The 24,946-nt window shown below is 61.7% G+C and carries 20 protein-coding genes; 12 read left to right on the forward strand and 8 right to left on the reverse strand.

Going from position 1 to position 24,946, the window contains the following annotated elements; all coding sequences use genetic code 11:
* Positions 1-6 precede the first annotated feature (6 nt).
* Together NQL71_RS20975 and NQL71_RS20980 are read left to right on the forward strand one after the other, a co-directional pair.
* Positions 7-1,074, forward strand: a complete 1,068-nt coding sequence (locus tag NQL71_RS20975; protein ID WP_046817432.1) for a phosphotransferase family protein — start codon at positions 7-9, stop codon at positions 1,072-1,074.
* 76 nt (positions 1,075-1,150) lie between these two features.
* Positions 1,151-1,918 carry an SDR family oxidoreductase gene (locus tag NQL71_RS20980; RefSeq protein WP_007976320.1) on the forward strand — a complete coding sequence of 256 codons (768 nt, stop codon included), beginning with the start codon at positions 1,151-1,153 and terminating at the stop codon, positions 1,916-1,918.
* 493 nt (positions 1,919-2,411) lie between these two features.
* Here the strand turns inward: NQL71_RS20980 and NQL71_RS20985 are convergent, their stop codons facing one another.
* The 6 genes from NQL71_RS20985 to NQL71_RS21010 all read right to left on the reverse strand — a co-directional run bounded on the left by NQL71_RS20985 (position 2,412) and on the right by NQL71_RS21010 (position 9,255).
* A complete protein-coding gene (locus NQL71_RS20985; RefSeq protein ID WP_046817431.1) occupies positions 2,412-2,663 on the reverse strand; it encodes a DUF1652 domain-containing protein in 252 nt (83 codons plus the stop codon).
* Positions 2,664-2,843: 180 nt separating this feature from the next.
* Positions 2,844-4,340, reverse strand: a complete 1,497-nt coding sequence (locus tag NQL71_RS20990; RefSeq protein ID WP_274643205.1) for a helix-turn-helix transcriptional regulator — start codon at positions 4,338-4,340, stop codon at positions 2,844-2,846.
* A 569-nt stretch (positions 4,341-4,909) separates the two neighbouring features.
* A complete protein-coding gene (locus tag NQL71_RS20995; protein ID WP_343228882.1) occupies positions 4,910-5,542 on the reverse strand; it encodes an RHS repeat-associated core domain-containing protein in 633 nt (210 codons plus the stop codon).
* A gap of 145 nt (positions 5,543-5,687) precedes the next feature.
* Entirely contained in the window at positions 5,688-6,581 is an 894-nt protein-coding gene (locus tag NQL71_RS21000; protein WP_274643206.1) for a LysR substrate-binding domain-containing protein, read from the reverse strand.
* A gap of 5 nt (positions 6,582-6,586) precedes the next feature.
* On the reverse strand, positions 6,587-8,791 hold the full coding sequence (locus NQL71_RS21005) for a xanthine dehydrogenase family protein molybdopterin-binding subunit (RefSeq protein WP_274643207.1): 2,205 nt from the start codon (positions 8,789-8,791) through the stop codon (positions 6,587-6,589).
* Entirely contained in the window at positions 8,791-9,255 is a 465-nt protein-coding gene (locus tag NQL71_RS21010; protein WP_077183816.1) for a (2Fe-2S)-binding protein, read from the reverse strand. Before NQL71_RS21010 ends, NQL71_RS21005 begins: the two co-directional genes overlap by 1 nt.
* A gap of 118 nt (positions 9,256-9,373) precedes the next feature.
* Here NQL71_RS21010 and NQL71_RS21015 point away from each other — a divergent pair, with 118 nt between their 5' ends.
* The 9 genes from NQL71_RS21015 to NQL71_RS21055 all read left to right on the forward strand — a co-directional run bounded on the left by NQL71_RS21015 (position 9,374) and on the right by NQL71_RS21055 (position 19,984).
* The gene (locus tag NQL71_RS21015) at positions 9,374-10,264 is read left to right on the forward strand and encodes a LysR substrate-binding domain-containing protein (RefSeq protein ID WP_274643208.1); all 891 of its coding nucleotides are present in this window, start codon (positions 9,374-9,376) and stop codon (positions 10,262-10,264) included.
* Between the two features lie 309 nt (positions 10,265-10,573).
* The gene (locus NQL71_RS21020) at positions 10,574-11,503 is read left to right on the forward strand and encodes an amidohydrolase family protein (RefSeq protein ID WP_046817425.1); all 930 of its coding nucleotides are present in this window, start codon (positions 10,574-10,576) and stop codon (positions 11,501-11,503) included.
* Positions 11,504-11,507: 4 nt separating this feature from the next.
* Positions 11,508-12,413 (forward strand): amidohydrolase family protein, encoded by a 906-nt coding sequence (locus NQL71_RS21025; RefSeq protein ID WP_008059304.1) that lies wholly within the window; start codon positions 11,508-11,510, stop codon positions 12,411-12,413.
* Positions 12,414-12,538: 125 nt separating this feature from the next.
* On the forward strand, positions 12,539-13,924 hold the full coding sequence (locus tag NQL71_RS21030) for a UbiD family decarboxylase (protein WP_274643209.1): 1,386 nt from the start codon (positions 12,539-12,541) through the stop codon (positions 13,922-13,924).
* Complete coding sequence (locus NQL71_RS21035; protein WP_274643210.1) at positions 13,921-14,559, forward strand: UbiX family flavin prenyltransferase; 639 nt, start codon at positions 13,921-13,923, stop codon at positions 14,557-14,559. Before NQL71_RS21030 ends, NQL71_RS21035 begins: the two co-directional genes overlap by 4 nt.
* A 75-nt stretch (positions 14,560-14,634) precedes the next feature.
* Positions 14,635-15,681: a CobW family GTP-binding protein gene (locus tag NQL71_RS21040; protein ID WP_274643211.1), complete on the forward strand. Its 1,047-nt coding sequence runs from the start codon at positions 14,635-14,637 to the stop codon at positions 15,679-15,681.
* A gap of 249 nt (positions 15,682-15,930) precedes the next feature.
* Entirely contained in the window at positions 15,931-17,292 is a 1,362-nt protein-coding gene (locus NQL71_RS21045) for a nucleobase:cation symporter-2 family protein (RefSeq protein ID WP_166622752.1), read from the forward strand.
* A gap of 12 nt (positions 17,293-17,304) precedes the next feature.
* Positions 17,305-18,693, forward strand: coding sequence for an amidohydrolase family protein (locus NQL71_RS21050; RefSeq protein WP_274643212.1), 1,389 nt, complete (start codon positions 17,305-17,307; stop codon positions 18,691-18,693).
* 139 nt (positions 18,694-18,832) lie between these two features.
* On the forward strand, positions 18,833-19,984 hold the full coding sequence (locus tag NQL71_RS21055) for an XdhC family protein (RefSeq protein WP_274643213.1): 1,152 nt from the start codon (positions 18,833-18,835) through the stop codon (positions 19,982-19,984).
* A 45-nt stretch (positions 19,985-20,029) separates the two neighbouring features.
* On the opposite strand, the gene NQL71_RS21060 is transcribed toward NQL71_RS21055, so the two are convergent.
* Both NQL71_RS21060 and NQL71_RS21065 read right to left on the reverse strand, forming a co-directional pair.
* Positions 20,030-21,313: a Zn-dependent hydrolase gene (locus NQL71_RS21060; protein ID WP_274643214.1), complete on the reverse strand. Its 1,284-nt coding sequence runs from the start codon at positions 21,311-21,313 to the stop codon at positions 20,030-20,032.
* Between the two features lie 140 nt (positions 21,314-21,453).
* Positions 21,454-22,938: an NCS1 family nucleobase:cation symporter-1 gene (locus NQL71_RS21065; RefSeq protein WP_046817417.1), complete on the reverse strand. Its 1,485-nt coding sequence runs from the start codon at positions 22,936-22,938 to the stop codon at positions 21,454-21,456.
* A 541-nt stretch (positions 22,939-23,479) separates the two neighbouring features.
* Between NQL71_RS21065 and hydA the strand changes: the two genes are divergently transcribed.
* Positions 23,480-24,919, forward strand: a complete 1,440-nt coding sequence (gene hydA / locus NQL71_RS21070; protein ID WP_077183825.1) for a dihydropyrimidinase — start codon at positions 23,480-23,482, stop codon at positions 24,917-24,919.
* The last annotated feature ends 27 nt before the right edge of the window (positions 24,920-24,946 follow it).

The following is a 24,946-nucleotide window of genomic DNA, read 5'->3' on the forward strand; positions in this document are numbered from 1 at the left end:
ATAAGCATGGCGCTTACTGACCAATCCACCCGCACCCGCACCGGCGAAGAGCTCGACGCCAGCCTGATCGATCCATACCTCAAGGCCCACATTCCAGGCCTGAGCGGCCTGCCACGCATCAGCCAGTTCCCGGGCGGTGCGTCGAACCTCACCTATTTGCTCGAATACCCCGAGCAAGAATTCGTCCTGCGTCGCCCGCCATTCGGTCACAAGGCCAAGTCCGCCCATGACATGGGCCGCGAATTCCGCATCCTCAACCAATTGCGCGACGGCTTCCCGTATTGCCCCAAGGCCTACGTGCACTGCACCGACGAAGCGGTGATCGGCGCCGAATTCTATGTGATGGAGCGGGTCAACGGCATTATCCTGCGCTCCGAACTGCCGCCGGAACTGGGGCTGGACTCGGCAAAAACCGAAACCCTGTGCAAGAGCTTCATCGACAAGTTCGTCGAGCTGCACCGTGTCGACTACAACGCCTATGGCCTGGGTGACCTGGGCAAGCCGCAAGGCTACGTGGCACGGCAGATCAAAGGCTGGAGCGAGCGCTACGAGAAAGCCCTGACCCCCGACGCGCCGCACTGGGAAGCGGTGAAAGCCTGGCTCAACGACAAGATGCCGGCCGATCACCCGACCTCCAGCATCGTGCACAACGACTACCGCTTTGACAACGTCATCCTCGACCCGAACAACCCGATGCAGATCATCGGCGTGCTCGACTGGGAACTGACCACCCTGGGCGACCCGCTGATGGACCTGGGCAACACCCTCGCCTACTGGATCGAAGCCAGTGACCCGGCGCCGGTACAGCTGATGCGCCGCCAGCCCAGCCACGCTCCGGGCATGCTGACCCGCCGCGAATTCGTCGACTACTACGCCGAGCGTTCCGGCATCGAGATCGACAACTTCGACTTCTACTACACCTACGGCCTGTTCCGCCTGGCCGGCATCGTGCAGCAGATCTACTACCGCTTCTACCATGGCCAGACCCAGGACAAACGCTTCGCGCAGTTCATTCACATGAACAAATTACTGGAGCAGATGAGCCTGCAGGTCATCCACAAATCCAGCCTCTGATACAACACAGCCCTTGTAGGAGCCCGGCTTGCCGGCTCCTACGAACAGCGATTCGGCTCCATAACAAGGAAAAACCATGTCCAAGACTCAGTTGTTCGACCTCGACGGCAAGATCGCTTTCGTCTCCGGCGCCAGCCGTGGCATCGGTGAAGCCATCGCCAAACTGCTGGCGCAGCAAGGCGCCCACGTGATTGTCTCGAGCCGCAAGCTTGAAGGCTGCCAACACGTCGCCGACGCGATCATCGCCGCCGGTGGCAAAGCCACCGCCATCGCCTGCCACATCGGCGAAATGGAGCAGATCAGCCAGGTCTTCGCCGGCATCAAGGAACAGTTCGGGCGCCTGGACATCCTGGTCAACAACGCCGCGACCAACCCGCAATTCTGCAACGTGCTGGACACCGACCTCAGCGCCTTCCAGAAAACCGTCGACGTCAATATCCGCGGCTATTTCTTCATGTCGGTGGAAGCCGGCAAGCTGATGCGCGAGAACGGCGGCGGCAGCATCATCAACGTCGCGTCGATCAACGGCGTGTCGCCGGGCATATTCCAGGGCATCTACTCGGTGACCAAGGCGGCGGTGATCAACATGACCAAGGTGTTCGCCAAGGAGTGCGCGCAGTTCGGCATCCGTTGCAACGCGCTGCTGCCGGGCCTGACCGACACCAAATTCGCTTCGGCGCTGGTGAAAAACGAGGCCATCCTGAATACCGCGCTGCAACAAATCCCGCTCAAGCGCGTAGCCGATCCGAGCGAGATGGCCGGTGCGGTGCTGTACCTGGCGAGCGATGCCTCGAGCTACACCACCGGCGTTTCGCTGAACGTGGACGGTGGCTTCCTGTCCTGACCTGATACGACCCTGTCAATGTATGAGCGAGACTGCTCGCGATGGACGTCAGAGCGCCGCGGGGTGTCAGGCACCCTGCGTCATCGTTGCCGTTTTTCGCGAGCAGGCTCGCTCCTGCACAAACTTGGCGCTTTGTTTACTGTGTGACGCACCGCGTCACGGTGGTTTCGCGCGTCACCTGCCCTTCCGCCCGCACATCGCCCATTACTTGGGTGCTATCGGAGGTCTGGCAGGTCTTTTCAGGCGGTGGCGGTGGTGCGGCAGGCGGTGGCGGTGGCGGACTGGCGCAGCCGCCGAGAATGATTGCGCAGAGCGACAGGGGTGCAAAAACGCGTTTCCCAAGACTTTTCATAGGTTGACCCGCGATAAGGGATGTACACATTTGTGTGACAACAGAACCCCGCCGGAAAGTTCACGGGGGGTCGCAGAAATATCACTTTTGTACTTTTTTATCGCGCATTCAGCCGTCCTGGCATGGCTAACCTGGCAATTCCTACACTACCGGGTCCGGGCGTTGCAGGCTGTTGCTTTGCAGTTCGTAGCGCAATTCTTCGAGCAGTGCCGCCACCGATTCGGGTGACTGAAGCCTGGCCACGTTCAACCCACTGACCACCAGATCGACTTGTCCGGACACCGGGTCGTAAAGCTTGATGGTCAACGAATGATCGCCGGAGACATTGCACTCACAAGCCAAGGGCGAAAAGGTCCGTTCAATTTGCGTGCGCAACTGGGACACCTGAATCATTGCGATAACCCGGTGTTGCAATCAAATGCGCTGGTGGGGCGTTCGTCGTGCATGGCTGTTCCTTTAGCATCCGAGAAACGGGGAATGATCCAGAACTGTCATCCACCCGCTCTTAGGCTACTGCTTGGCAAAGCCACTCAGAACGTAAATTTGCACCCCACACACTAGTGCATTTGCACCTTACCGCTGGCCCTTCGTGCCCCATTGACTGGAAAACAACCCGCGCTCGCGCGCCCAGACAATCGCTTCGCTGCGGCTGTGCACATCGAGTTTGGAATACACCGTCGCGACGTGGTTGCGCACGGTGTTAGGCGCCAGTTTCAAGCGCGCGGCGATCTCCTTGTCCGCCAGGCCCTCACAGATCAGTTCCAGCACGTCGCGTTCCCTGGCCGTCAGGTCGGTAAAAGCCACGCTGGGCAGCTGCGGCGATTTGACGTGTTTCACGTTGGCGAGTTTTTCGATCAGCATCCGGCTGAACCAGGAGGCGTCTTTCATCACCTCTTCAATGGCCGACAGCATCTCGAGCTCGGTGTGTTTGCGCTCGGTGATGTCCATCAACACCAGCAGGTAGCAAGGGCTGTCCTGGATATTCACGGTATCGGCACAGACGACGCAATCGATCAGTTCGTCGTCTTTCCTGCGCACGCGTACGTCAATGCGGTCCAGACTTCCGGTTTTCTCCAGGGCAGTGAAGAGCCGTGTCCGGGCGCCCTTGTCATGGAAGACGTCGATATCGGCGATGGTTTTGCCGAGCACTTCTTCGTTGGCGTACGCGAGGGTAACCAGAAACGCCTCATTCACATCCATCACCACTTGATCGCTGGCGCTGCACACCATGATCGGCACCGGGCTCAGGCGAAAAGCCTTGGCAAAGCGTTCCTCACTCTGGCGCAGGGCAACCTCGGCCTTGTGCCGGGGCTCCATGTCGACAAAGGAAAACAACATGCAGGCTTCGTCATTGAGCTCCAGCGGCTGGCCGGCCACGATGACTTGCTTGTTGCCACCGTCGGCCAATCGCAACTCGGCCTGCATCTGCGGAATGGTCGCGCCTTCGCGCAGGCGCTGCTTGGCCAGCTCCTTGTTTTGCGCCTGCTCCAGAACATCCAGTTCATAGGTCGAAGTACCAATCACCTGGTCTCGGGAGTAACCGGTCATTTCGAGAAACCCGGGATTGACCTTGATGTAGCGCAAGTCACTGAGACGGCAGATGACGGCCGGTGCCGGGTTGGCGGCGAAGGTTTTCTCGAAGCGTTGCTCGGCACTGGCCCAGTCAGTGACGTCGTCCATGATCAACACCAGCGATTCCGGCTCATCGTGGCTGTCGGCCAACACCATGCTGCGTACGCGATGGACCCAGGTGCGCTCTTCGTCTGCAACGGACGTGACCTCGACCAGTACATCGCTGAACGTTTCGCCCCGCGCCACCCGGCTGATCGGGTAGCTGTCGACCGGCACCGGGTGATGGTTGCGATAACGCAAGGCGAAGCGTTTGGCGTACGCCCTGGCATCGGCGCCGAGGTCGCTGACCCGTTCGACACCGTGCATGGCCAGCGCCGCCTCATTGGCCCAGAGGATGCTCTGGTCGGGATCGAGCACAATCACCCCGTCGGACAGACCGGCGATGATCTGCTGCAATTGCCGGCGGTTGGTTTCGGTGGTCAGGACGTCCTGGCTCATTGGTCCTCCAAGGGTGCGACGGCGCGCGCGTGCGCCTGCCTGTGAATATGTCGACCGCATGGGGTTGGGATAGTGCAGGCCACATCCCGATTTGGGCCTGCTCACAAAGAAGGCCTTTTACCTTCGAATAGCCATCAAATCGATAGGTGTAAAATTTTGAATGTACTGTGCGCGAGAAATTTTCAGTCGGTAAACCGACGCATATGAACGGCTGCTGACGCCTCGGTTTGCCATATTTCTAAAGTGAGAAATTGTCGCGTCGAAATGAGCAACGTCCAAAAGGGTGTTGCCTTGGGGGTCTGTCCAATAATGTGGTTGTTTTGGGTCAGGGAATCGCTTAAAACCGTATGAACTTTTCGCAGTTTCATATGCTTGGTTACTCAAGTCTAAATCGCGTAAATCATCACTGACATTGTAATGACCCTGGTTTGGCTGCAAGGCTTCATTGTCTTTTATTACGCCTAATAGATTCTTATTCTTGTGGTAATTTCTTCGTGAATTTTCACTTCGTTTCAATCTCCGTAACTGCTGCTTACTCATTACCTGGGATGACGAACTGGCACCTTCCGTTAGTCATCGCTGGCTGCCATTGGCCTTGAGATTGCTTGGGATTTCTTGCTTACTCCCCCTAACGTCTTGTTGATATGCACCCCAACTTTGGGTATCGGAGCGTGCCCCGTCGGATCCACCCGATTCCTCGGATCGCCCTCGCAATACGCGTACGCGTTTAATCCTCCTTCCTCAAACGGACTCCACCTGTCCGGACTGTTGAACCGCATCAACACCGGATTGAACTGCCGATAGCCATTGCCCAAATGATAATGACCCGTCAAGGAATCCCGCCGCTCGCCGTTGAACCCGAGCAGGCTGAGCAAGCCATTTTCCGAAGTTCGATGTCCGTAGGGTGTATAGGCGATGGGATCAGGTCGATTCCCGTCGTGCGCATTCAATATCGAACGTTGATGGTCGGTTGCCATCAAGGTGGTGTTGAAAATGGCGCCCTGAGATTGCTGTTGCGCCAACAGGTGATCGTCGTACTGGAAAATGCAATGCCTCACGGTGTCCTGAATTTCGGTGGCCAAGCGGCTTTTGCAGTAAAACCGTTGGATGTTGGCCTGCTCATATGGCGTGCATGTGTCTTGTCGATCAAGGGGATCGTAGCGGTAGCGACACAGTACGGTTTCGCGGTGTGAAGTTGGCATCAACGGAGCTCCGTGCAAGGTCCATAAAGCAGGACATCTAGCGTCGGAGTTTTTTCAACTTTTGCCTACTATCAGAACTGCTAGTGAACGAACCGTCGGAAATTTCAACGTTGTCTTCGACGTCTTCGCCCCCACAGGTTCTGTGTCAAGCCATTCGGTCTTGCATCACCAGTTCACGCAACGTATCGAGAAACAGCTTGAGCACCGGAGAATCATCGTCCGCACGGTAGGTGGCGTACAACGGCACTTCCGGCAAGGCCGGGGTCAGGCGCCGGAATACCAGGCCGGCCGGCGCCAACTGCTCGATGGACGCAGGCAGCAGTGCCACGCCGAAACCGGCGCGCACGAGGCTGAGCAGGGTTTGCACTTCAATCACCTGCTGGCGGATCTGCGGTGTGAACCCGGCCTGGATGCAGCACTGGTAAAGAAAGTCGGCAAACCGCGACTGCTTCAGTTCCAGCGCCACGAACGGCTCCTGGGCAAGGTCAGCGGGTGCCAGGCTGTCGCGTCGGGCCAAGGGGTGGTCCATTGGCATCACAACCCGGATCGGCTCGTAGATCAGCAGCTCGTTGCGCAGTTGCGGATCGTCATAGCCGACCCGGAACACGCAGGCATCGATGCGCTTTTCCTTGAGCGCCTTGACCTGCGCGGCGGGGGTCATTTCATGCAAGCGCCAGTTCACCTGAGGGTAACGCTCGCGAAACAGGTGCAAGGCCCGTGGTAGCACCCCCACCATCACCGAACTGATCATGCCGATTTCCAGCTCGCCCAACTGACCACGACCGGTCTGACGCGTCAGGTCCAGGGCACGGTTGAGCTGCTCGAACACCAGTGGCGCCTGCTCCTTGAGCATCTGCCCGGCGGCTGTCAGTTCGACCCGGTGGTGGCTGCGTTCGAACAGCGGCGTGCCCAACTCTTCTTCCAGCAAACGAATCTGCTGGCTCAGTGGCGGTTGGCAGATGTGCAGCCGCGTGGCGGCCCGGCCGAAATGCAGTTCCTCGGCCAGCGCCATGAAGTAGCGCAGCAATCGCAAGTCCATGGTGGCTACCCCAGTGTCAGTGGCGTCGAGCGCTGGCGCACGCCGGTCAGGCTGAACAGGGCATTGGCGATGGCCGGGGCTACCGATGGGCTGCCCAGTTCGCCGACACCTCCTGGCTTGGATGGCTCACCTTCGACCAACAGGATGTCAACCTCCGGCATGTCCGACATGCGTGTCACGCGGTAGTCATGGAAGTTGCTCTGCACCACCCTGCCTTGCTTGATATCCATGCGGTCGAACAAGGCATGGCCGAGGCCCCACATCAGGCCGCCATAGATCTGCTCTTCGACGCCGCCGGGTGAAACGGCCAGGCCGCAATCGACCACGCAGGTGAGCTTCTCGACTTTGGTCTCGCCGTCCTTGCGCGCCACCCGGGCGACCACCGCAATGAAACTGGTGTAGCCCTGGTTGGTGGCGATCCCCAGCGCCGTCCCTGGCGGTAGTGGCTGGCCCCAACCGGCACGCTCGGCGGCGCTTTTGAGCACTGCCACATGGCGCGGTCGGTCTTGCATGTTGGCCAGGCGAAACGCCAAGGGGTCCTGGCCTGCGCCGTGGGCCAGTTCATCCATGAAGCTCTCCACGGCGAACACGTTGGGAATGAAGCTCACCGAGCGATACCAGCCGCTCGGCACGGCGCTTTCGTGCTTGACCCAGACCAGATCCAGATGGGGCGGACGATAGGCGAAGTCCCATGCAGTGATGGCTTCGGTGGTGCTGTAGTCCATCTTGTCCGGGCGCTCAAAATAGCCCGGCTCCCACTGCTCCGGCGAGGCCGGCGACACCGCGTTGAGCTGTAGCGCGGTCAGGCGTCCCTGGGCGTCCAGCGCGCCTTTGGCCCGGTGCAAAGTGGCCGGGTGCATGAACAGCGAGCGCATTTCGTCTTCGCGACTGTTCATCAGTTTCACCGGCACCTTGGCCTGCTGCGCCAGGTAGGCGACTTCGAACAACCAGTATTTGGCCTCCCGCGCACCGAAACTGCCACCGGACACCAGCTCGTTGATAGTGACTTTGTCCTTGGCGATCTTGCACACCATTTGCGCGGCTTCCAGCGCCGATGAAGGCACCTGCACACCGCCCCAGTAAGTGATGGCGTTATCCTTGACCTGCGCGGTGATGCAGATCGGCTCCAGCGGATTCTGCACTTTGTAGGGCATGCGGTAATCGGCTTCGAGCAGCTTTGCAGCGACCGGCCATTGTCCGTTCACATCACCCGCAGCCATCGCGGTCACCCGCTGCGCGCCTTGGTCATCCAGCGCCGCAGCCTGGGCCTTGGCCAGTTCATCACTGTCAAAACCCTCCAACGCAGAGCCACTCCACTTCACCTCGAGCAATTCACGGCCCTGATGCGCGGCCCAGTAGCTATCCGCCAACACCGCCACGCCTTCGACGTTGCCGCCAAGGACATCGGGACGCCCCGGCACCTTGATCACCTTGCGCACGCCCGGCACTTGCAACGCAGCCGCGCTGTCCACCGACACAACGTTCGCCCCCACCACGGGAGCCCGTTCAATCACCGCCACCAGCATGTCCGGCAACACCACGTCGATGCTGTACTTGAAGCGGCCGCAGACCTTGGCCCGGGCGTCGCGCTTGTGCCGCAGTTTGCCGATGTACTTGAACTGCGCCGGGTCCTTGAGCGCGACCGTGGCCGGTGCCGGCAGATGCGCGGCGACGTTCACCAGTTCACCGTAGCCGAGGCTGCGTTTACTCGCTGCATGAACCACACGGCCTTCGTCGGTGGTGCAGCCGTCGGGGCTGACTTTCCATTGCCTGGCAGCCGCCGTGACCAGCAGCGCCCGGGCGGTGGCGCCAGCCATGCGCAGACGCTCGTACTCCAGCGATACGCTGGTGCTGCCGCCGGTGGAGAAGACTTTCCAGATCGGATGAATGTAGGTCTCGAAGAACGGATCTTCCGGCGAGATCACCTGCACGGTCATCGGGTCGACGTCCAGTTCCTCGGCGACGCACGCGGCCAACGCAGTGTGCGTGCCGGTGCCGGAATCGTGTTTGTGCACCACCAGCTTGACCGTACCGTCGGGCAGGATTCGCACCCAGGCGTTGGGTTCGAACTCGCCGACAGGCGCTGGGACTTTCGGGTCAGTCGCAGCCAGGCCCGCAGGCAGGTAAAACGCAATGGCCAGACCGCCGGTAACGGTTGCGGTTCGCTGCAGAAACATGCGCCGCGAAAGATTCATCGGGGACATCGTCATCACGCCTCCTTCGGCGCAGACGCCGCACGCTTGATGGCCTTGTTGATCCGACCGTAAGTGCCACAGCGGCACAGGTTGCCGGACATGGCATTGCGGATCGCATCGTCGGTGACCGTCACCCCGGTGTTGAGCAATGCGGCCGCGGACATGATCTGACCGGATTGACAGTAGCCGCATTGCGGCACATCTTCGGCAACCCAGGCCAGTTGCAGCGGATGCTGTTCGGTGGGCGACAAGCCTTCGATGGTGGTGATGCGGTGCCCCGCCACGGCGGCGACCGGCACCTGGCAGGAACGCACCGCGACACCGTCCAGGTGCACGGTGCAGGCACCGCACAGGCCCATGCCGCAACCGAACTTGGTGCCGGTGAGTTTCAAGTGGTCACGCAACACCCATAACAAGGGCATGGAGGGCGATGTCTCTACCAGCTCGCGTCGTTCGCCGTTTACCGTGAATTCGATCATTGTCAGGCTCCAAGAGAGCGGCCCGTCTTTGTGCAGGCCTGGTGCTCGATTATTGGGAGCCTTGGGAAAATCGGGCCAGCGACGATTTCTGCCATCCTGTGTAAGTAGGACTAACAGCATGTACAAGCGATACCCGTCGGTGCAGTCCATGAGTGCCTTCATCCAGGCGGCCCGTAGCGGCAGTTTCTCCAGTGCCGCGCGCAAACTCGACCTCACCCACAGCGCCATCAGCCAGCAGATCCGCGCCCTGGAAGACTTCATCGGCCAGCCGCTGTTCGTGCGCGAAGGCGGCGGCAGCAACCTGACCGACGCCGGGCAACTCTTCGCCAGCGTGCTGTCCGACGGCCTGGCACAGATCGACCGGGCGCTGTCTTCGGTGAAGAACCGTAGCGTGGCGCAGCGGCTGACCCTGGATGTCGACAGCGAACTGGCCCAGAGCTGGCTCAATCCGCGCCTGCCGCAGCTGCTGGATCTGTTGCCCGGGCATGAGGTGGTGATGCTGTCGATGCCGCGATCGGATCGCAGTGCGTTCGAACGCGTGGACCTGTCCTTGCGCTACGGCTATGGCGATTGGGAAGACTGCGAGATGACGCAGATTTGCGGGGATCGGGTGATGGCGGTGGCGTCGCCTGAGCTGCTGGAACGCCAGGGTGTGCAACGACCGTTGAGTCCGGAGCAGATCCTTGAATTACCGTTATTGGGCTACACGCGACGGTCGTGGATTCCATGGCTGGATGCGGCGGGAATGCCACCCGTAGAGCCACCGGCACGGGTGGTGTTCGATAACGCAGCGAACCTGATTGCCGCTGCAGAAGCCGGCGTTGGCGCAGGGTTGGTGCGTGGGTTGCTGGCGGCGGACGCCTTGCGCAGCGGGCGGCTGGTGGTGTTGAACGAGGCGCGGATTGCGGCGCATTACAACCTTTACGCCGTATGGCCGCCGGGGCACGGTGAGCGGGTGGCGCCGGTGGTTGAGGCGATCAAAGAGTTGGCTTTGCGTACACAATCCTGACGCCTTCGCTGGCAAGCCAGCGCCTACAGGGGATCGCGATCATTTGTAGGAGCTGGCTTGCCAGCGAAGCGGCCGGCGCATCCGCCACCCATCTCCCCATATCGAACGCATATCAAACCCCCGCCCAATTAATATTGTACGAACCCCACCCCCCCTTCCAATACTCCTCCCCAAGCAGCCAGCGTCCCGAGCCGGATGCGACCAGGCGAGGGAATGCGTGAGCCTTCACGCATAGAAATGGCCGATTGCCCGGACGTGGCTGCTTGTGAACCGCAAGGTTCCCTTCCCGCTATCAGGAGATCGACTTCAATGATCATCGATATCAGCTGCTATCCCACCGATCTGGTGGACCTCGCCTGGAGGCATGACGGTGACCCGTTCACCGGCGAGCGTCTGCTGGAGATGATGGATGGCCCGTACATGGTCAACGGCAAACCTCGCCGCATCGACAAAGCCTTCATCCAGCCGCCCCAGGGCAACACCATCTACACCTGGACCGATGGCGACCTGACCGGTCGCGAGTCCATCGACGCCTACATGGCCTACACCCTGAAAATGGTCCAGACCTACCCGGATCGCTTCATCGGTTGCTTCGTCTACAACCCGCGCTGCGGCGTGGAAAACGGTGTCGAGGCGATCGAGCGCTACGTCAAGGAACACGGTTTCAAGATGGTGCAGATGCAGGCCAACATGCACGCCTACCGTCCCGACCGCGCCCTGGATTGGGTGCGTCCGGCCTTCGAGAAATGCGCCGAGCTGGGCATCCCGGTCAAGCTGCACACCGGCGACGGGCCCTACAGCATCCCGTCGGAATGGGTGCCGATGATCAAGGAATTCCCCAACGTCGATTTCATCATGGCGCACTTCGGCGTGCAGACCGGCGGCGTCTACGTGTTCGAACCGATGCAATGGGCGATGGAGCTGCCGAACGTCTACTGCGAATCCGGCTGGTGCCTGCAATCGCGGATCGTCGAGTTCGCCAAGGTCCTGCCGACCCACAAGATCCTCTTCGGCACCGACACTCCGCCGAACGAACCAGGCATGTGGCTGCGCCTGCTCGAAGTGCTGTGCCACGAACCGCCGCAAGGCCTGAACCTCGACGAGGACACCCTGGAGGAATACCTGGGCAACAACACCGCCCGGATGATCGGCCTCGAACCAACCCCGCCGCCACGTTCCGTTGCCGAAGCAGAGGCGCAACTCAAGCGCCCCGTCACCACTCAACTGGCCAGGAGCTGAACCGATGATCATCGACACCCATCTGCACCCCACCAATCTGGTCGACGAGGCCTGGCGCCATACCGGCGAACCCTTCACCGGCGAGCGCATGCTCAAGCTGATGGACGGCCCGTACATGATCAATGGCAAGCCGCGCCGCATCGACATGGGTTTCATCCAGCCACCACCGGGCAACACCGGCTACCGCGACGGCAACCGCCGCGGCCGTGAAGGCGTGCGCGACTACATGTCCTACGTCGCCGAACTGTGCGTGAAGTACCCCGACCGCTTCATCGGCAACTTCAACTTCAACCCGCGCTGGGGACCGGAAAATGGTGCGGCAGAGCTGGAATTCCACATCAAGGAATACGGCTTCAAGATGCTCAAGCTGCACGCCAACATGCACGGTTATCGCCCGGACCGGGCGCTGGACTGGCTGCGTCCGGCAATGAAAGTCTGCGCCAAGTACAACATCGTCGTGCTGATCCACACCGGCGACGGCCCGTACACCATCCCGACCATGTTCTACCCGATCATCCGCGAGTTCCCGATGGTCAATTTCATCATCGGTCACTTCGGCATCCAGACCGGCGGCAACTACTCGTTCGAGGCGTTCTGGATGGCCATGGACACGCCGAACGTGTACTGCGAATCCGGCTGGTGCTTCCAATCGCGGATCGTCGAGTTCGCCAAGGACCTGCCGCGCAACAAGATCGTGTTCGGCACCGACTCACCGCCGAACGAGCCGGGCATGTGGCTGCGCGAGCTGGAGGTGCTGTGCTCGCCGGCGCCGCAAGGCCTGGGCATTGATGAGGATCACCTGGAGGACTACCTGGGCAACAACATCGCCCGGTTGTGCGGCATCGAACCGACGCCGCCACCCAAGGACCTGGCCGAGGCGGACATTCGTCTGACCACTACCTACCTCTAGCGCCAACCTTGTAGGAGCTGGCTTGCCAGCAAAGAGGCCCGTGAGTCGTGTGCGGCTTTTACGGACGCCTTCGCCGGCAAGCCGGCTCCTACAAAAAACCGCATCGTTTTTCACGAGGTGAAACCATGACCCTCTCGACGCTCGGCGATACCCAGGATTTTCACGATTTTCTCGACGCCTATCGCCGGCAATACCCGGACGATGTCCTCGCCGTCCAGCAATCCCTCAGCGCCGACCAGGACGTCACCGCCCTGGTCGATGCCCTCGCCAGCCAGGGTCGCGACCCGCTGCTGATCTGCGAAAAAGTCGGCAACTTCGGTGCGCCGGTGGTCACCAACCTGTTCGCCTCCCGCACCCGCATCGCCCGGATCTTCGGCGTCGCCCCGGCGCAATTGCACGAGACGTTCCAACAGCGCGCCAACCATCCCATCGCCCCGTGCTATGTCGAGACCGGCCCTGTGCTGGATGAAATCTTCGAAGGCGAAGCGGTCGACCTCGCATTGCTGCCGATGCTCAAGCATTTCGCCAGCGACCGCGGCCCCTACATCACCAACGCGATCATCATTGCCGAAGACCCGGTTAGCGGTATCGTCAACATGAGCTACCACCGCTCAATGCGCCATGCCCGGCAGACCCTGGCCACCAGCCTGCATTCGCGTGGCCATCTGTGGCGCATGCTGCAAACCGCTCGCGAACGTGGCGAAGAACTGCGCGTGGCCATGGTGGTGGGTGCGCACCCGCTGTTCATGCTCGCGGCCGCCGCACGCCTGCCCTTCGGCAGCGATGAACGCGCGGTGGCCGGCGGTCTGTTTGGCGAGCCGCTGCAGCTGGTCAAGACACCTCGTTATGGCATCGGCGTGCCCGCCTTCGCCGAATTTGTGCTCGAAGGTGCGATCGATCCGACGGCCTATGCCGAAGAAGGCCCGTTCGGTGAGTTCAGCGGTTACTCCTCGGATCGCTCGACCAACAACGTGCTGCGGGTCGACACCCTGATGCGGCGCAAGGACGCCTGGCTGGTGGACGTGGTCGGTGGTCGCTACGCCGAACACCTGACCCTGGCGCGGCTGCCCCGGGAAGCGGAGATGAGCGAGAAACTCAAGGCGCGCTTCCCCGCCGTCACCGCCGTGCACTACCCCAACTCCGGCACCCATTTTCATTGCTACGTCGCCCTGGAGCAGAGCCGCGACGGCGAGGCACGGCAGATCATGCTCGCCCTGCTCGGCTGGGACCCTTACCTGAAAACCGTGATCGCGGTGGACAGCGACATCGACATCAGTGACGACAGCCAGGTGCTATGGGCACTGGCCACGCACTTCCAGCCGCACCAGGACATTTTCGTCATCGATGGCCTGCCCGGCAGCCCGCTGGACCCGTCGTCCTCGGTCAACGGTACCACCTCGCGCATGGGCCTGGACGCCACGCGCGGTTCGGGATTCGACGGGATCAAGGCGCAGCTTGACCTGGAGGTGGTCGAGCGCGCCCACCAACTGCTCGCAGGCCTGCAATCATGAATCGCCAGCGCATGGTGGTCGGCATCAGCGGTGCGTCGGGGTTCATCTACGGCGTGCGCCTGCTGCAACTGCTCGCCGAACTCGACATCGAAAGCCACCTGGTCATCAGCCGCGCCGCGCTGCTGACCATGGCCCATGAAACCGACTACAAACTGGCTGACGTCACCGCGCTGGCCAGCCATTACCACCGCGCCGACGACGTGGCCGCCGGGATCGCCAGCGGTTCGTTCCGCTGCCTGGGCATGGTGGTCGCCCCCTGTTCCATGCGCACCCTGGCGGAGATCGCCACCGGCACCTCATCGGGCCTGATCGGCCGCGCCGCCGACGTCACCCTCAAGGAACGTCGCACCCTGGTGCTGATGGCCCGGGAAACCCCGCTGACCCTCGCCCACTTGCGCAACATGACGGCGGTCACCGAGATGGGCGGCATCATCGCGCCGCCCGTCCCGGCCTTCTACGCCCGCCCGCAAGACCTGGCGCAAATGGTCGATCACAGCCTCGGCCGCGTCCTCGATCTGTTCGGCCTCGATGCCGGCACGGCAACGCGCTGGCGAGAACCATCAATCACACAACCCCCCTGTGGGGGCGAGCCTGCTCGCGAAAGCGGTGAATCAGTCGCCACTTTCGCTGAATGACACACCGCATTCGCGAGCCAGCCCGCTCCCACAGTTGCAAGCACTGCGAGCCTTTCGTTAATCAAGGAGCATCACATGAACACGACCTTCAACGCCCCAACCCCCAACACCAAGATCCCGGTGACCATCCTCACCGGCTTCCTCGGCGCCGGCAAGACCACCCTGCTCAACTACATCCTCAAGGAGAACCACGGGCGCAAGATCGCCGTGATCGAGAACGAGTTCGGCGAGGTCGGCATCGACGGCGATTTGGTGCTCAGCTCGGAAACCGAAGAAATCTACGAGATGGTCAACGGCTGCGTGTGTTGCACCGCCGAGGTTCGCGAGGACCTGGTGCGCATCGTCCGCGAGCTGGTGGCGCGGCCGGTGCGACTCGATCATATCCTGATCGAGACCAGTGGCCTGGCCGACCCGTACCCGGTGGCCCAGAGCTTCTTCATCAACGACCCGATTGCCGATGAAGTAGAGCTCGACGCCATCGTCACCATGGTCGACGCCAAACACATCGCCCAGCACCTGGAAGACCTGCAACTCGATGGCGTGGACAATCAGGCCGTGGACCAGATCGTCTGCGCCGACCGCATCGTCATCAACAAGGTCGACCTGGTCAGTGACGCCGAAGTGGCGGCCCTGAGCGAGAAAATCCGCGGGCTCAATGCCACGGCGGATCTAGTGACTTCCAGCTATGCCGAAATCGACCTGTCGAAAATCCTCGGCATCGGCGCCTTCGAGTCCACGCAAAAACTCATGGAAATCGGTGCCGAGCACGATCACCACGCTGACGAGCATCACCACGTCCACGACGAACCCGACCATGAGCACGACCCGAGCGTGACGTCGGTGGGCATTGCCGTGGACGGCGCGGTCAACCTGGGCGACTTCCACCGCTGGATCACCCGCCTACGCACCGAACAGGCCGACAACCTGTACCGCATGAAGGGCGTGCTGGCGGTGGCGGATCAGGACCAGCGCTACGTGTTGCAGGGGGTGCACAGCCTGGTCGAGTTCCGTGCGTCAACCTTGTGGGGCAGCGAACCGCGCTCCAGCAAGATCGTGTTCATCGGCCGCGACCTGGACCGCGCGGCGCTGAACCAGGGCTTCGCCGCCTGCCTGGCAGGCTGAAAAAAGGCATCGGAGCCGGTGGATGGCGGTTCCGGGCACATGAACAACTGATGCCCATTTTTCAGGACAACACAAACCCTGTAGGAGCTGGCTTGCCAGCGAAAGCGGTGCGCCTGTTGGCATGGATGTCGACTGATATGCCGCCTTCGCTGGCTAGCCAGCTCCTACACAAGGGATGAGGCGTCCCTGAACGGGCATCAGAACGAATACCCCTCTGTACCGAATAACAACAGCTAGAGGTGATTCCCCATGTCGTCAGCCAATACCCCCGCTACATCCACCCTCCACCCCGTCGACCGGATTCTGCCGGTCCGACAAATGCTCACCCTCGGCCTGCAACACATGGCCGTCTCGTACATCGGCGCCATCGCCGTGCCGTTGATTGTCGCCAGCGCCCTTAAAATGTCCCAGGCCGACACGGTGGTGCTGATCAGCACCACACTGTTCTGCTCGGGCATCGCCACCTTGCTGCAAACCGTCGGCTTCTGGAAATTCGGCGTGCGCCTGCCGATCCTGCAGGGCGTTGCGTTCAGTAGCGTGGGGCCGGTGATCGCCATCGGCACCAACCCGCAAGTCGGTTTCGCCGGAGTCTGCGGGGCCGTGATCGGAGCCGGTATCTTCACCATGTTGATCGCGCCATTCGTGGGTCGATTACGCCGGTTCTTTCCGCCGGTGGTGACCGGCTGCATCGTCACGGTGATCGGCCTGCAGCTGTTTCCGATCGCCTACGAGTGGGTCGGTGGTGGCCGCCACGCCAGTGATTTCGGCGCGCCAGCGTACCTGGCAGTCGCCGCCGTGGTGTTGCTCAGCATCCTCTTGGTCAGCCGCTACGGCAGCCCGATGCTGCGCAACATGGCGGTGCTGGTGGGCATGCTGGTGGGCGCGGCGTTGGCCTACGGGCTGGGCATGGGCAGTTTTCACAGTGTGCAGGAGTCGCCCTGGCTCACCGTGCCCTACCCGTTCTACTTCGGTATGCCGACCTTCAGCCTGATCCCCATCGCCACCATGGTGGTGGTGATGATCGTGCAAATGGTCGAATCGATGGGGTTGTTCGTGGCCATCGGCGACATCGTCGACAAACCGGTGGAAGAAAAACAGGTCATCAACGGCCTGCGGGCCAATGGCCTGGCGAGCACCATCGCCGGCATGTTCGCGGCGTTTCCGTTCATTGCCTTCATGGAAAACGTCGGACTGGTGATCCTCACCGGCGTGCGCAGTCGCTGGGTCGTCGCCGTCAGCGGTTTGCTGATGTGCTCGGTGGCGCTGGTGCCCAAGGCCGGGGCGATCATCGCCTCCATGCCGACCGCGGCCCTTGGCGGTGCGGGCATCGCGATGTTCGGCGTGGTCGCGGCAGCAGGGATCCAGACCCTGGCCAAGGTCGACTATGAACACAATCGCTACAACGTGCTGATCGTCGGTTTCACCATCGCCGCCGCCCTGGTGCCGGTGCTGGCGCCGGCGCTGTTCAAGCAATTGCCCGAGTGGAGCCAGCCATTCCTGCACAGCAGCGTGGTCATCGCCTGCCTGGTGGCGGTGCTGCTCAACGCCACCCTTAACGGTGTCAGTGTGCCCGATGCCGCCGCCAGCAAATCCGCTACCCATAGCCTCTGACTGGAGCCGACCATGACTCAACTGCAAAACATCCTGATCAAGAACCCGGTGGCGGTGATGACCGGCCTGCGTGGCCCGCGAGCCAGGGCTGGTGCCGTGGACATCCGCATCGTCAACGGGCGCATCGCCGAAATGGCCGCAGGCCTTCAAGCGCAACCCGGTGAGCGGGTGATCGATGCGCGCCACTGCGTGGTGTATCCGGGGTGGATCAACACCCACCATCACTTGTTCCAGAACCTGCTCAAAGCCGTGCCCGAAGGCCTGAACCAGGACCTGCAAGGCTGGCTGGCCAGCGTGCCCTACCCGCGCCTCAACCGCTTCACCCCGCAACTGGCGCGGATCGCCGCCCAACTGGGCATGGCCGAACTGCTGCTGTCAGGGGTGACGACCTGCGCCGATCACCATTACCTCTACCATGCCAACGGCACCACCGAGACCGGTGACCTGCTGTTCGACATGGCCGAGACATTCGGCCTGCGTTTCGTCCTGTGCCGGGGCGGCGCGCTGGAGTCGGCCAGTGCCCACCCGGGGTTCTCGAAAACCGCGCTGCAACCAGAAACCCTCGACCAGATGGTCGGTGACATCGAACGGCTCAAGTCGCGCTATCACCAGGACACCCCGGACGCCTTGCGCCGGGTGGTGGTCGCGCCGACCACGCCGACTTTTTCCCTGCCACCGACGCTGCTGCGGGAACTGGCCCACACCGCTCGCGGCCTCGGTTTGCGGCTTCACACGCACCTGTCGGAAACGCAGAACTACGTGAATTTCTGCCGCGAGAAATACAACTGCCTTCCAGTGGAATTCGTCGCCGAACACGAATGGCTCGGCCCGGATGTGTGGTTCGCCCACGCGGTGCACCTGCAACCCGGCGAAATACGCATGCTCGCGCAAACCGGAACCGGCATTTCCCACTGCCCGGTGAGCAATGCGCGCCTGGGCAGCGGCGTGGCACCGGTGCCGCAGATGTTCGAAGCCGGGGTGGCGATTTCCCTTGGCGTGGATGGCGTGGCGTCCAACGAATCAGGGAGCATGGTCGGCGAAGCGAACACCGCGTGGCTGATTCACCGGGCGGAGCAAGGCGCATCGGCGACCACCGCCGAAGATGTCATCCACTGGGGCACGGCTGGCGGTGCGCAGGTACTGGGGCTGGGCGCGGTGGGCACCCTGGAAATCGGCCAGGCGGCGGACTTGGTGATCTATGGACTCGATCATCCGCGCTTCTTCGGTTTCCACGACATCGCCGTGGCACCAGTGGTGGCGGGCGAGCCGATTGCGGTGAAGTACAGCCTGGTCGGCGGCCGGGTGGTGGTGGATGACGGCGTGATACCGGGGCTGGATGTGCAGCGGATGCGGACCGAGGCCTGGGAGGGGGTGCGACAGTTGATGAAGGTAGACGACTGACCCACCACCCCACCTTCCTGTAGGAGCTGGCTTGCCAGCGAAAGCGGTGTGTCAGGCCCATATCTGCGCTGGGTTTGGCGCCCTCTTCGCTGGCAAGCCAGCGCCTGCAAGGATCGCCGTCATTTTCTGGAGTGATTACATGTCCGGCCTCAACGAACTCTTGCACGCCATCGACGCCGCCGCCCAGGCCGGCGAAGAAACCATTCTCGCCACCGTGGTCAAGGTGGAAGGCTCGGCCTACCGCCGTCCCGGTGCGCGAATGCTCATCCCGTTGCACGGCCGCACCGTTGGCACCGTCAGTGGCGGTTGCCTGGAGCAGGACCTGGCAAAAAAAGCCTGGTGGCTGACCGATTCCGGCGAACCGCTGGTGCGCCGCTACAGCACCGGCGCCACCGAGGACGAAGACGAAGACGACGAGCAAAGCGCCCTGACCTTTGGCCTGGGTTGCAACGGCACGGTTTTCGTCTTGCTCGAACGCCTGCGCGCAAAATCCCCTGCACCGGCCATCGAACTGCTGCGCCGGGTGCGCGACCGTCAACAACCGGCTGCCATGGCCACGGTGATCGGCACCTCGCGCAATGCCTGCGTCCGGGTCGGCGAGCGCTTGCTGTCCGACACCGAGGGAAGCCTGCGCAGCCCGCACCTGACCGATGCGATTCGCCATGACCTGCACAAGGCACTGGCGCAGAAAAAGTCCTCGAAACGCCTCTACACTGACGCCCGTGGAGAGGTCGAGGTGTTTATCGAATACCTCGACCCGCCGCCGCGCCTGGTGATATTCGGCGCCGGCCACGACGCACAACCGTTGGTACGCATGGCCAAACTGCTGAACTGGCATGTCAGCGTGGTCGACAGCCGCAGCCACTTCGCCCGCGCCGAACGATTCCCGCAAGCCGACGCAGTCGTCTTCGCCAGCCTCGACAACCCGTTCGACCTGTCCCCGCTGATCGACGGCGCCGCGGTCGCGGTGATGACCCACAGCTACCGCCAGGACCGCCATTGGCTTGGGCTGGCGCTGCAGGCCTCACCCGCCTACCTCGGCCAACTCGGCCCCAGGGAGCGCACCGAACGCCTGCTGGCCGCCATCGGCCCGGGCAGCTCGGCGCTGCACTACCCCATGGGCCTCGACCTGGGTGGCGATACCCCGCAGAGTGTGGCGCTGGCAATACTCGCCGAGATGACGGCGGTAATGAACCAGCGCCAGGGCGGGATGCTCCGGCATCGGAGCAAACCGATTCATCAGGTCGATCTTGTGGTCAGTGCAAAGCTCGAGTGTTCGGCAACCGTTTGAAGATCATCAAATCGCAGCCTGCCGCAGGCTGCGATCTTCCTCGTTTCAAGCAGCCTGCGCCCCCTTGGCTACCGCTGCCGACGCCGCCAACATCGCCCGCAACAACACCGCACACCCGGCCGCCAAGTCATCCGGCGCGGCATTCTCGATTTCGTTGTGGCTGATGCCGCCTTCGCACGGCACGAAGATCATCCCGGCCGGACCGAGTTCGGCGAGGAAGATCGCGTCGTGCCCGGCGCCGCTGACAATGTCCATGTGCGACAGGCCAAGCCCTTGCGCCGCGCCGCGTACCGCTTCGACGCAGCCCTTGTCGAAATACAGCGGCGGGAAGTCGGCAGTGGGGGTCAGTTCATAGGTCAGGCCGTGTTCTTCGCAGGTGGTTTCGATGACTTCGCGTACTTCGGCGATCATCGAGTCCAGTCGTGCCGGTTCCAGGTGGCGGAAGTCCAGGGTCATGCGCACCTCGCCCGGGATGACGTTGCGCGAGCCGGGATAGGCCTGCAGGCAACCGACAGTGCCGCAAGCGTGTGGCTGATGACCCAGGGCTGCGCGATTGACCGCGCCGACGATCACCGCGGCCCCGACCAGGGCGTCCTTGCGCAGGTGCATCGGCGTCGGGCCGGCGTGGGCTTCGACGCCGCGCAGTTTCAGGTCGAACCATTTCTGTCCGAGGGCGCCCATGACCACGCCAATGGTCTTGCGTTCGTCTTCCAGGATCGGGCCTTGCTCGATGTGAGCTTCGAAATAAGCGCCCACGGCATGGCCACTGACTTTGCGGGTGCCCGCGTAGCCAATCGCATTGAGCGCCTCGCCTACTGTCACGCCCTCGGCGTCGACCTTGGCCAGGGTTTCTTCTAGGGTGAACTTCTCGGCGAATACGCCGGAACCCATCATGCACGGGGCAAAGCGCGAGCCTTCTTCGTTGGTCCACACCACCACTTCCAGCGGCGCTTCGGTCTCGATGCCCAGGTCATTGAGGGTGCGCAGTACTTCGACGCCGGCCAGCACGCCGAAGCAACCATCGAACTTGCCACCGGTGGGCTGGGTGTCGATGTGGCTCCCGGTCATCACCGGTGGCAGATCCGGATTGCGTCCGGGCCGACGGGCGAAAATATTGCCCACGGCATCGATGCTGACGGTGCAGCCGGCCTCTTCACACCAAGCCACGAAAATGTCCCGGGCCTGCCGATCGAGGTCGGTCAGGGCCAGGCGACACACACCGCCCTTGACCGTGGCGCCGAGCCTCGCCAGCTCCATGAGCGACTGCCACAGGCGGTCGCGGTTGATGTGCTGATGGGTGGATTGCAGAACGTCTACGGCCGCGTTCATGGGGATCTCCTCAGGCTGTTCTTGTGTGTTTCTTCAGGCAATTGGGTGGTGTCCTTGAGGCCGCCTTCGCTGGCAAGCCAGCTCCTACAAGGGATCGCGGTCACCTGTAGGAGCTGGCTTGCCAGCGAAGGGGCCCTCGATCACACCGCAGATTTCGCGATCGACGGACTAGGACGCATCGCGCACAACCCGTAATAAATCAACCCGCCAAGGGCCGATCCGGTAAACCAGCCATAGCTGTAGAACCAGCTGAACGCATCGCTGCCCAGGGACAACAACGTCAGCACCACTGGCACACCAAACGCGATGAATCCGCTCCAGTTCCACGCCGGATAAACGTCATCGCGATACAGGCCAGCGAGGTCCAGGCGCTGTTTCTTGATCAGGAAATAGTCCACCACCATGATCCCGGCTATTGGCCCCAGCAGGCTCGAATAGCCAAGCAACCAGTTGGAATAAACAGTTTCCAGGCTGACATCGGAAACGATCAGCCCGAGTTTTTTCAGCAGTTCATGGGCCATCAGCGCCAGCCCTACCAGCCCGGTAAGCATCACCGCCTTGGTCCGGTTGATCGCCTTGGGGGCGATGTTCTGGAAGTCGTTGGTGGGCGATACGATATTGGCCGCGGTGTTGGTCGAGAGCGTCGCAATGATGATCAGCGCCATGGCCAGCGCCACCCACACCGGGCTCTGGATATGGCCGATCAGGGTCACCGGGTCGGACACCGTCACACCCACCAGTTTCACCGAGGCGGCGGTCATCACCACGCCCAGGGAGGCAAACAGGAACATGGTCAGCGGCAGGCCGATGATCTGCCCGACAATCTGGTCTTTCTGGCTTTTCGCGTAGCGGCTGAAGTCGGGAATGTTCAGCGACAGCGTGGCCCAGAACCCGACCATCGCGGTCAGTCCGGCGGCGAAGTAGCTGGCCACGCCCGCACCTTCAGGACGCTTGGGCGCGATTGCCAACAGTTCGGTCATCGACACGTTGGGCATCGCCCACACGAGCAACCCTACCCCCACCAGCACCAACAGCGGTGCCGAGAGGGTTTCCAGCCATTTGATCGACTCGGCGCCGCGAATCACCACCCACAGGTTCAGCGCCCAGAACACCATGAAGCCGATGACCTCGCCAGTGCCGCCCAGGGACTTCCAGCCCTCGAACACCGAGCCCAGGAACAGGTGAATCGCCAGGCCGCCGAACATCGTCTGGATGCCGAACCAGCCACAGGCCACCAGCGCGCGGATCAGGCATGGGATGTTGGAACCGATAATGCCAAAGGACGAACGCAGCAACACCGGAAACGGAATGCCGTACTTGGTGCCGGGGAAGGCATTGAGCGTCAGCGGGATCAACACAATGATGTTGGCAAACAGAATGGCCAGCAGCGCTTCACCGACACTCAGTCCGAAATACGCCGTCAGCACCCCACCCAGGGTATAGGTCGGCACGCAAATCGCCATGCCCACCCATAACGCCGTGATGTGCCATTTGTTCCAGGTTCGTTCGCGCACCTTGGTCGGTGCAATGTCGTGGTTGTAACGGGGACTGTCGAGGACATCGCTGCCGGCCTCCAGCTCAAACAAGCCGTCGCGCTCGGTCACTTGCGATCTGATCTGTTGCATGGCCGCTCCACTGTTCTTTGAGTTATTTTTTGCTCATCGAGGGCTGGCGGCATCAATAAACGTGCCGGGTGCCCCGCTTGCGCATCGGGCAGTTCCATAAACACTGTGCAACTAAATGATATGTATCAGTTTTATCAGGGCACCTCGATGACTTGCCATGTCACTCAGGCCGAATGCCAGGCAAGTTGTCCGAACTGTCAGGACTCAATCTGGTGCAGCCCTTTTTTTTTCAACGTCACGCCTCAACCATAGACCATCCTCAAACGGCTGATTTCACATAAGAAATCTTGACCATATTTGGTTCCTGTCAAGTGCGTCAAAATGGTGAGAGGCCGCACCATTATGCGGATTCATGTATTAATTCCTTATTTTTCAATTAGTTAAATCAGCAATAAGCTTATAAAAAATATTCTTGCTCATTCCTATAACTCAGACTAGCTTTTATTCCTGACAGCGTTGACAGGATTAATCCGGTTGCCGCTTGCGTCTATAAAACATCTAGAACCGGCATCAGCCGGTCACTGCCTGCGAGGAACTCGGAATGTCTCTGTTGATCCGTGGCGCTACCGTTGTTACCCATGATGAAAGTTTTCGCGCCGATGTGTATTGCGCAGACGGCGTGATCAAGGCCATTGGCGAAGACCTTGACGTTCCCGCAGGTGCCGAGATACTCGACGGCAGCGGTCAATACCTGATGCCCGGCGGCATCGACCCCCACACCCACATGCAGCTTCCCTTCATGGGCACCGTGGCCAGCGAAGACTTTTTCAGCGGCACGGCGGCGGGTCTGGCCGGTGGCACCACCTCGATCATCGACTTCGTCATCCCCAATCCGCAGCAGTCGTTGATGGAGGCCTTCCATCAGTGGCGTGGTTGGGCCGAGAAGTCGGCGTCCGATTACGGCTTCCACGTCGCCATCACCTGGTGGAGCGAACAGGTTCGCGAAGAAATGGCCGAGCTGGTGATTCATCACGGGGTCAACAGCTTCAAGCATTTCATGGCCTACAAGAATGCGATCATGGCCGCCGATGACACCTTGGTGGCGAGTTTCGAACGCTGCCTGGAACTGGGCGCGGTGCCGACCGTGCATGCGGAAAACGGCGAGCTGGTGTTTCACCTGCAACGCAAGCTCATGGCCCAGGGCATGACCGGGCCGGAAGCGCATCCACTGTCGCGCCCATCGCAGGTGGAAGGCGAAGCCGCGAGCCGCGCCATCCGCATTGCCGAAACCCTCGGCACGCCCCTGTACCTGGTGCACGTCTCGACCAAGGAAGCCCTCGACGAAATCACCTACGCCCGCGCCAAGGGCCAACCGGTCTACGGCGAAGTGCTCGCCGGGCATCTACTGCTGGACGACAGCGTCTACCAGCACCCGGACTGGCAAACCGCCGCCGGTTATGTGATGAGCCCACCGTTCCGTCCTCGTGGTCATCAAGAAGCCCTCTGGCACGGTTTGCAGGCGGGTAACCTGCACACCACCGCCACCGACCACTGCTGCTTCTGCGCCGAGCAGAAAGCCGCGGGCAAGGACGACTTCAGCAAGATCCCCAACGGCACCGCCGGCATCGAGGACCGCATGGCCGTGTTGTGGGAGGAAGGCGTCAACACCGGGCGTTTTTCCATGCAGCAATTCGTCGCCCTGACTTCCACCAACACCGCGAAGATCTTCAACCTCTACCCACGCAAAGGCGCGATCCGCGTCGGTTCCGATGCCGACCTGGTGCTGTGGGACCCGCAAGGTACTCGGACGATTTCTGCCAAGACCCATCATCAGCAGGTCGACTTCAATATTTTCGAAGGCAAGACCGTGCGCGGCGTACCGAGCCACACCATCAGCCAGGGGCGCGTGGTCTGGGCCGATGGCGACTTGCGCGCCGAGCGCGGTGCCGGGCGGTACATCGAACGGCCGCCGTACCCGGCGGTGTTCGACTTGCTGAGCAAGCGGGCTGAGTTGAATCAGCCGGTTGCTGTGAAACGCTGATAGCGGCCTGCGGCCTTTCGCTGGCAA

The sequence above is a fragment of the Pseudomonas serbica genome, assembly GCF_028823535.1.
Classification (GTDB): domain Bacteria; phylum Pseudomonadota; class Gammaproteobacteria; order Pseudomonadales; family Pseudomonadaceae; genus Aquipseudomonas; species Aquipseudomonas serbica.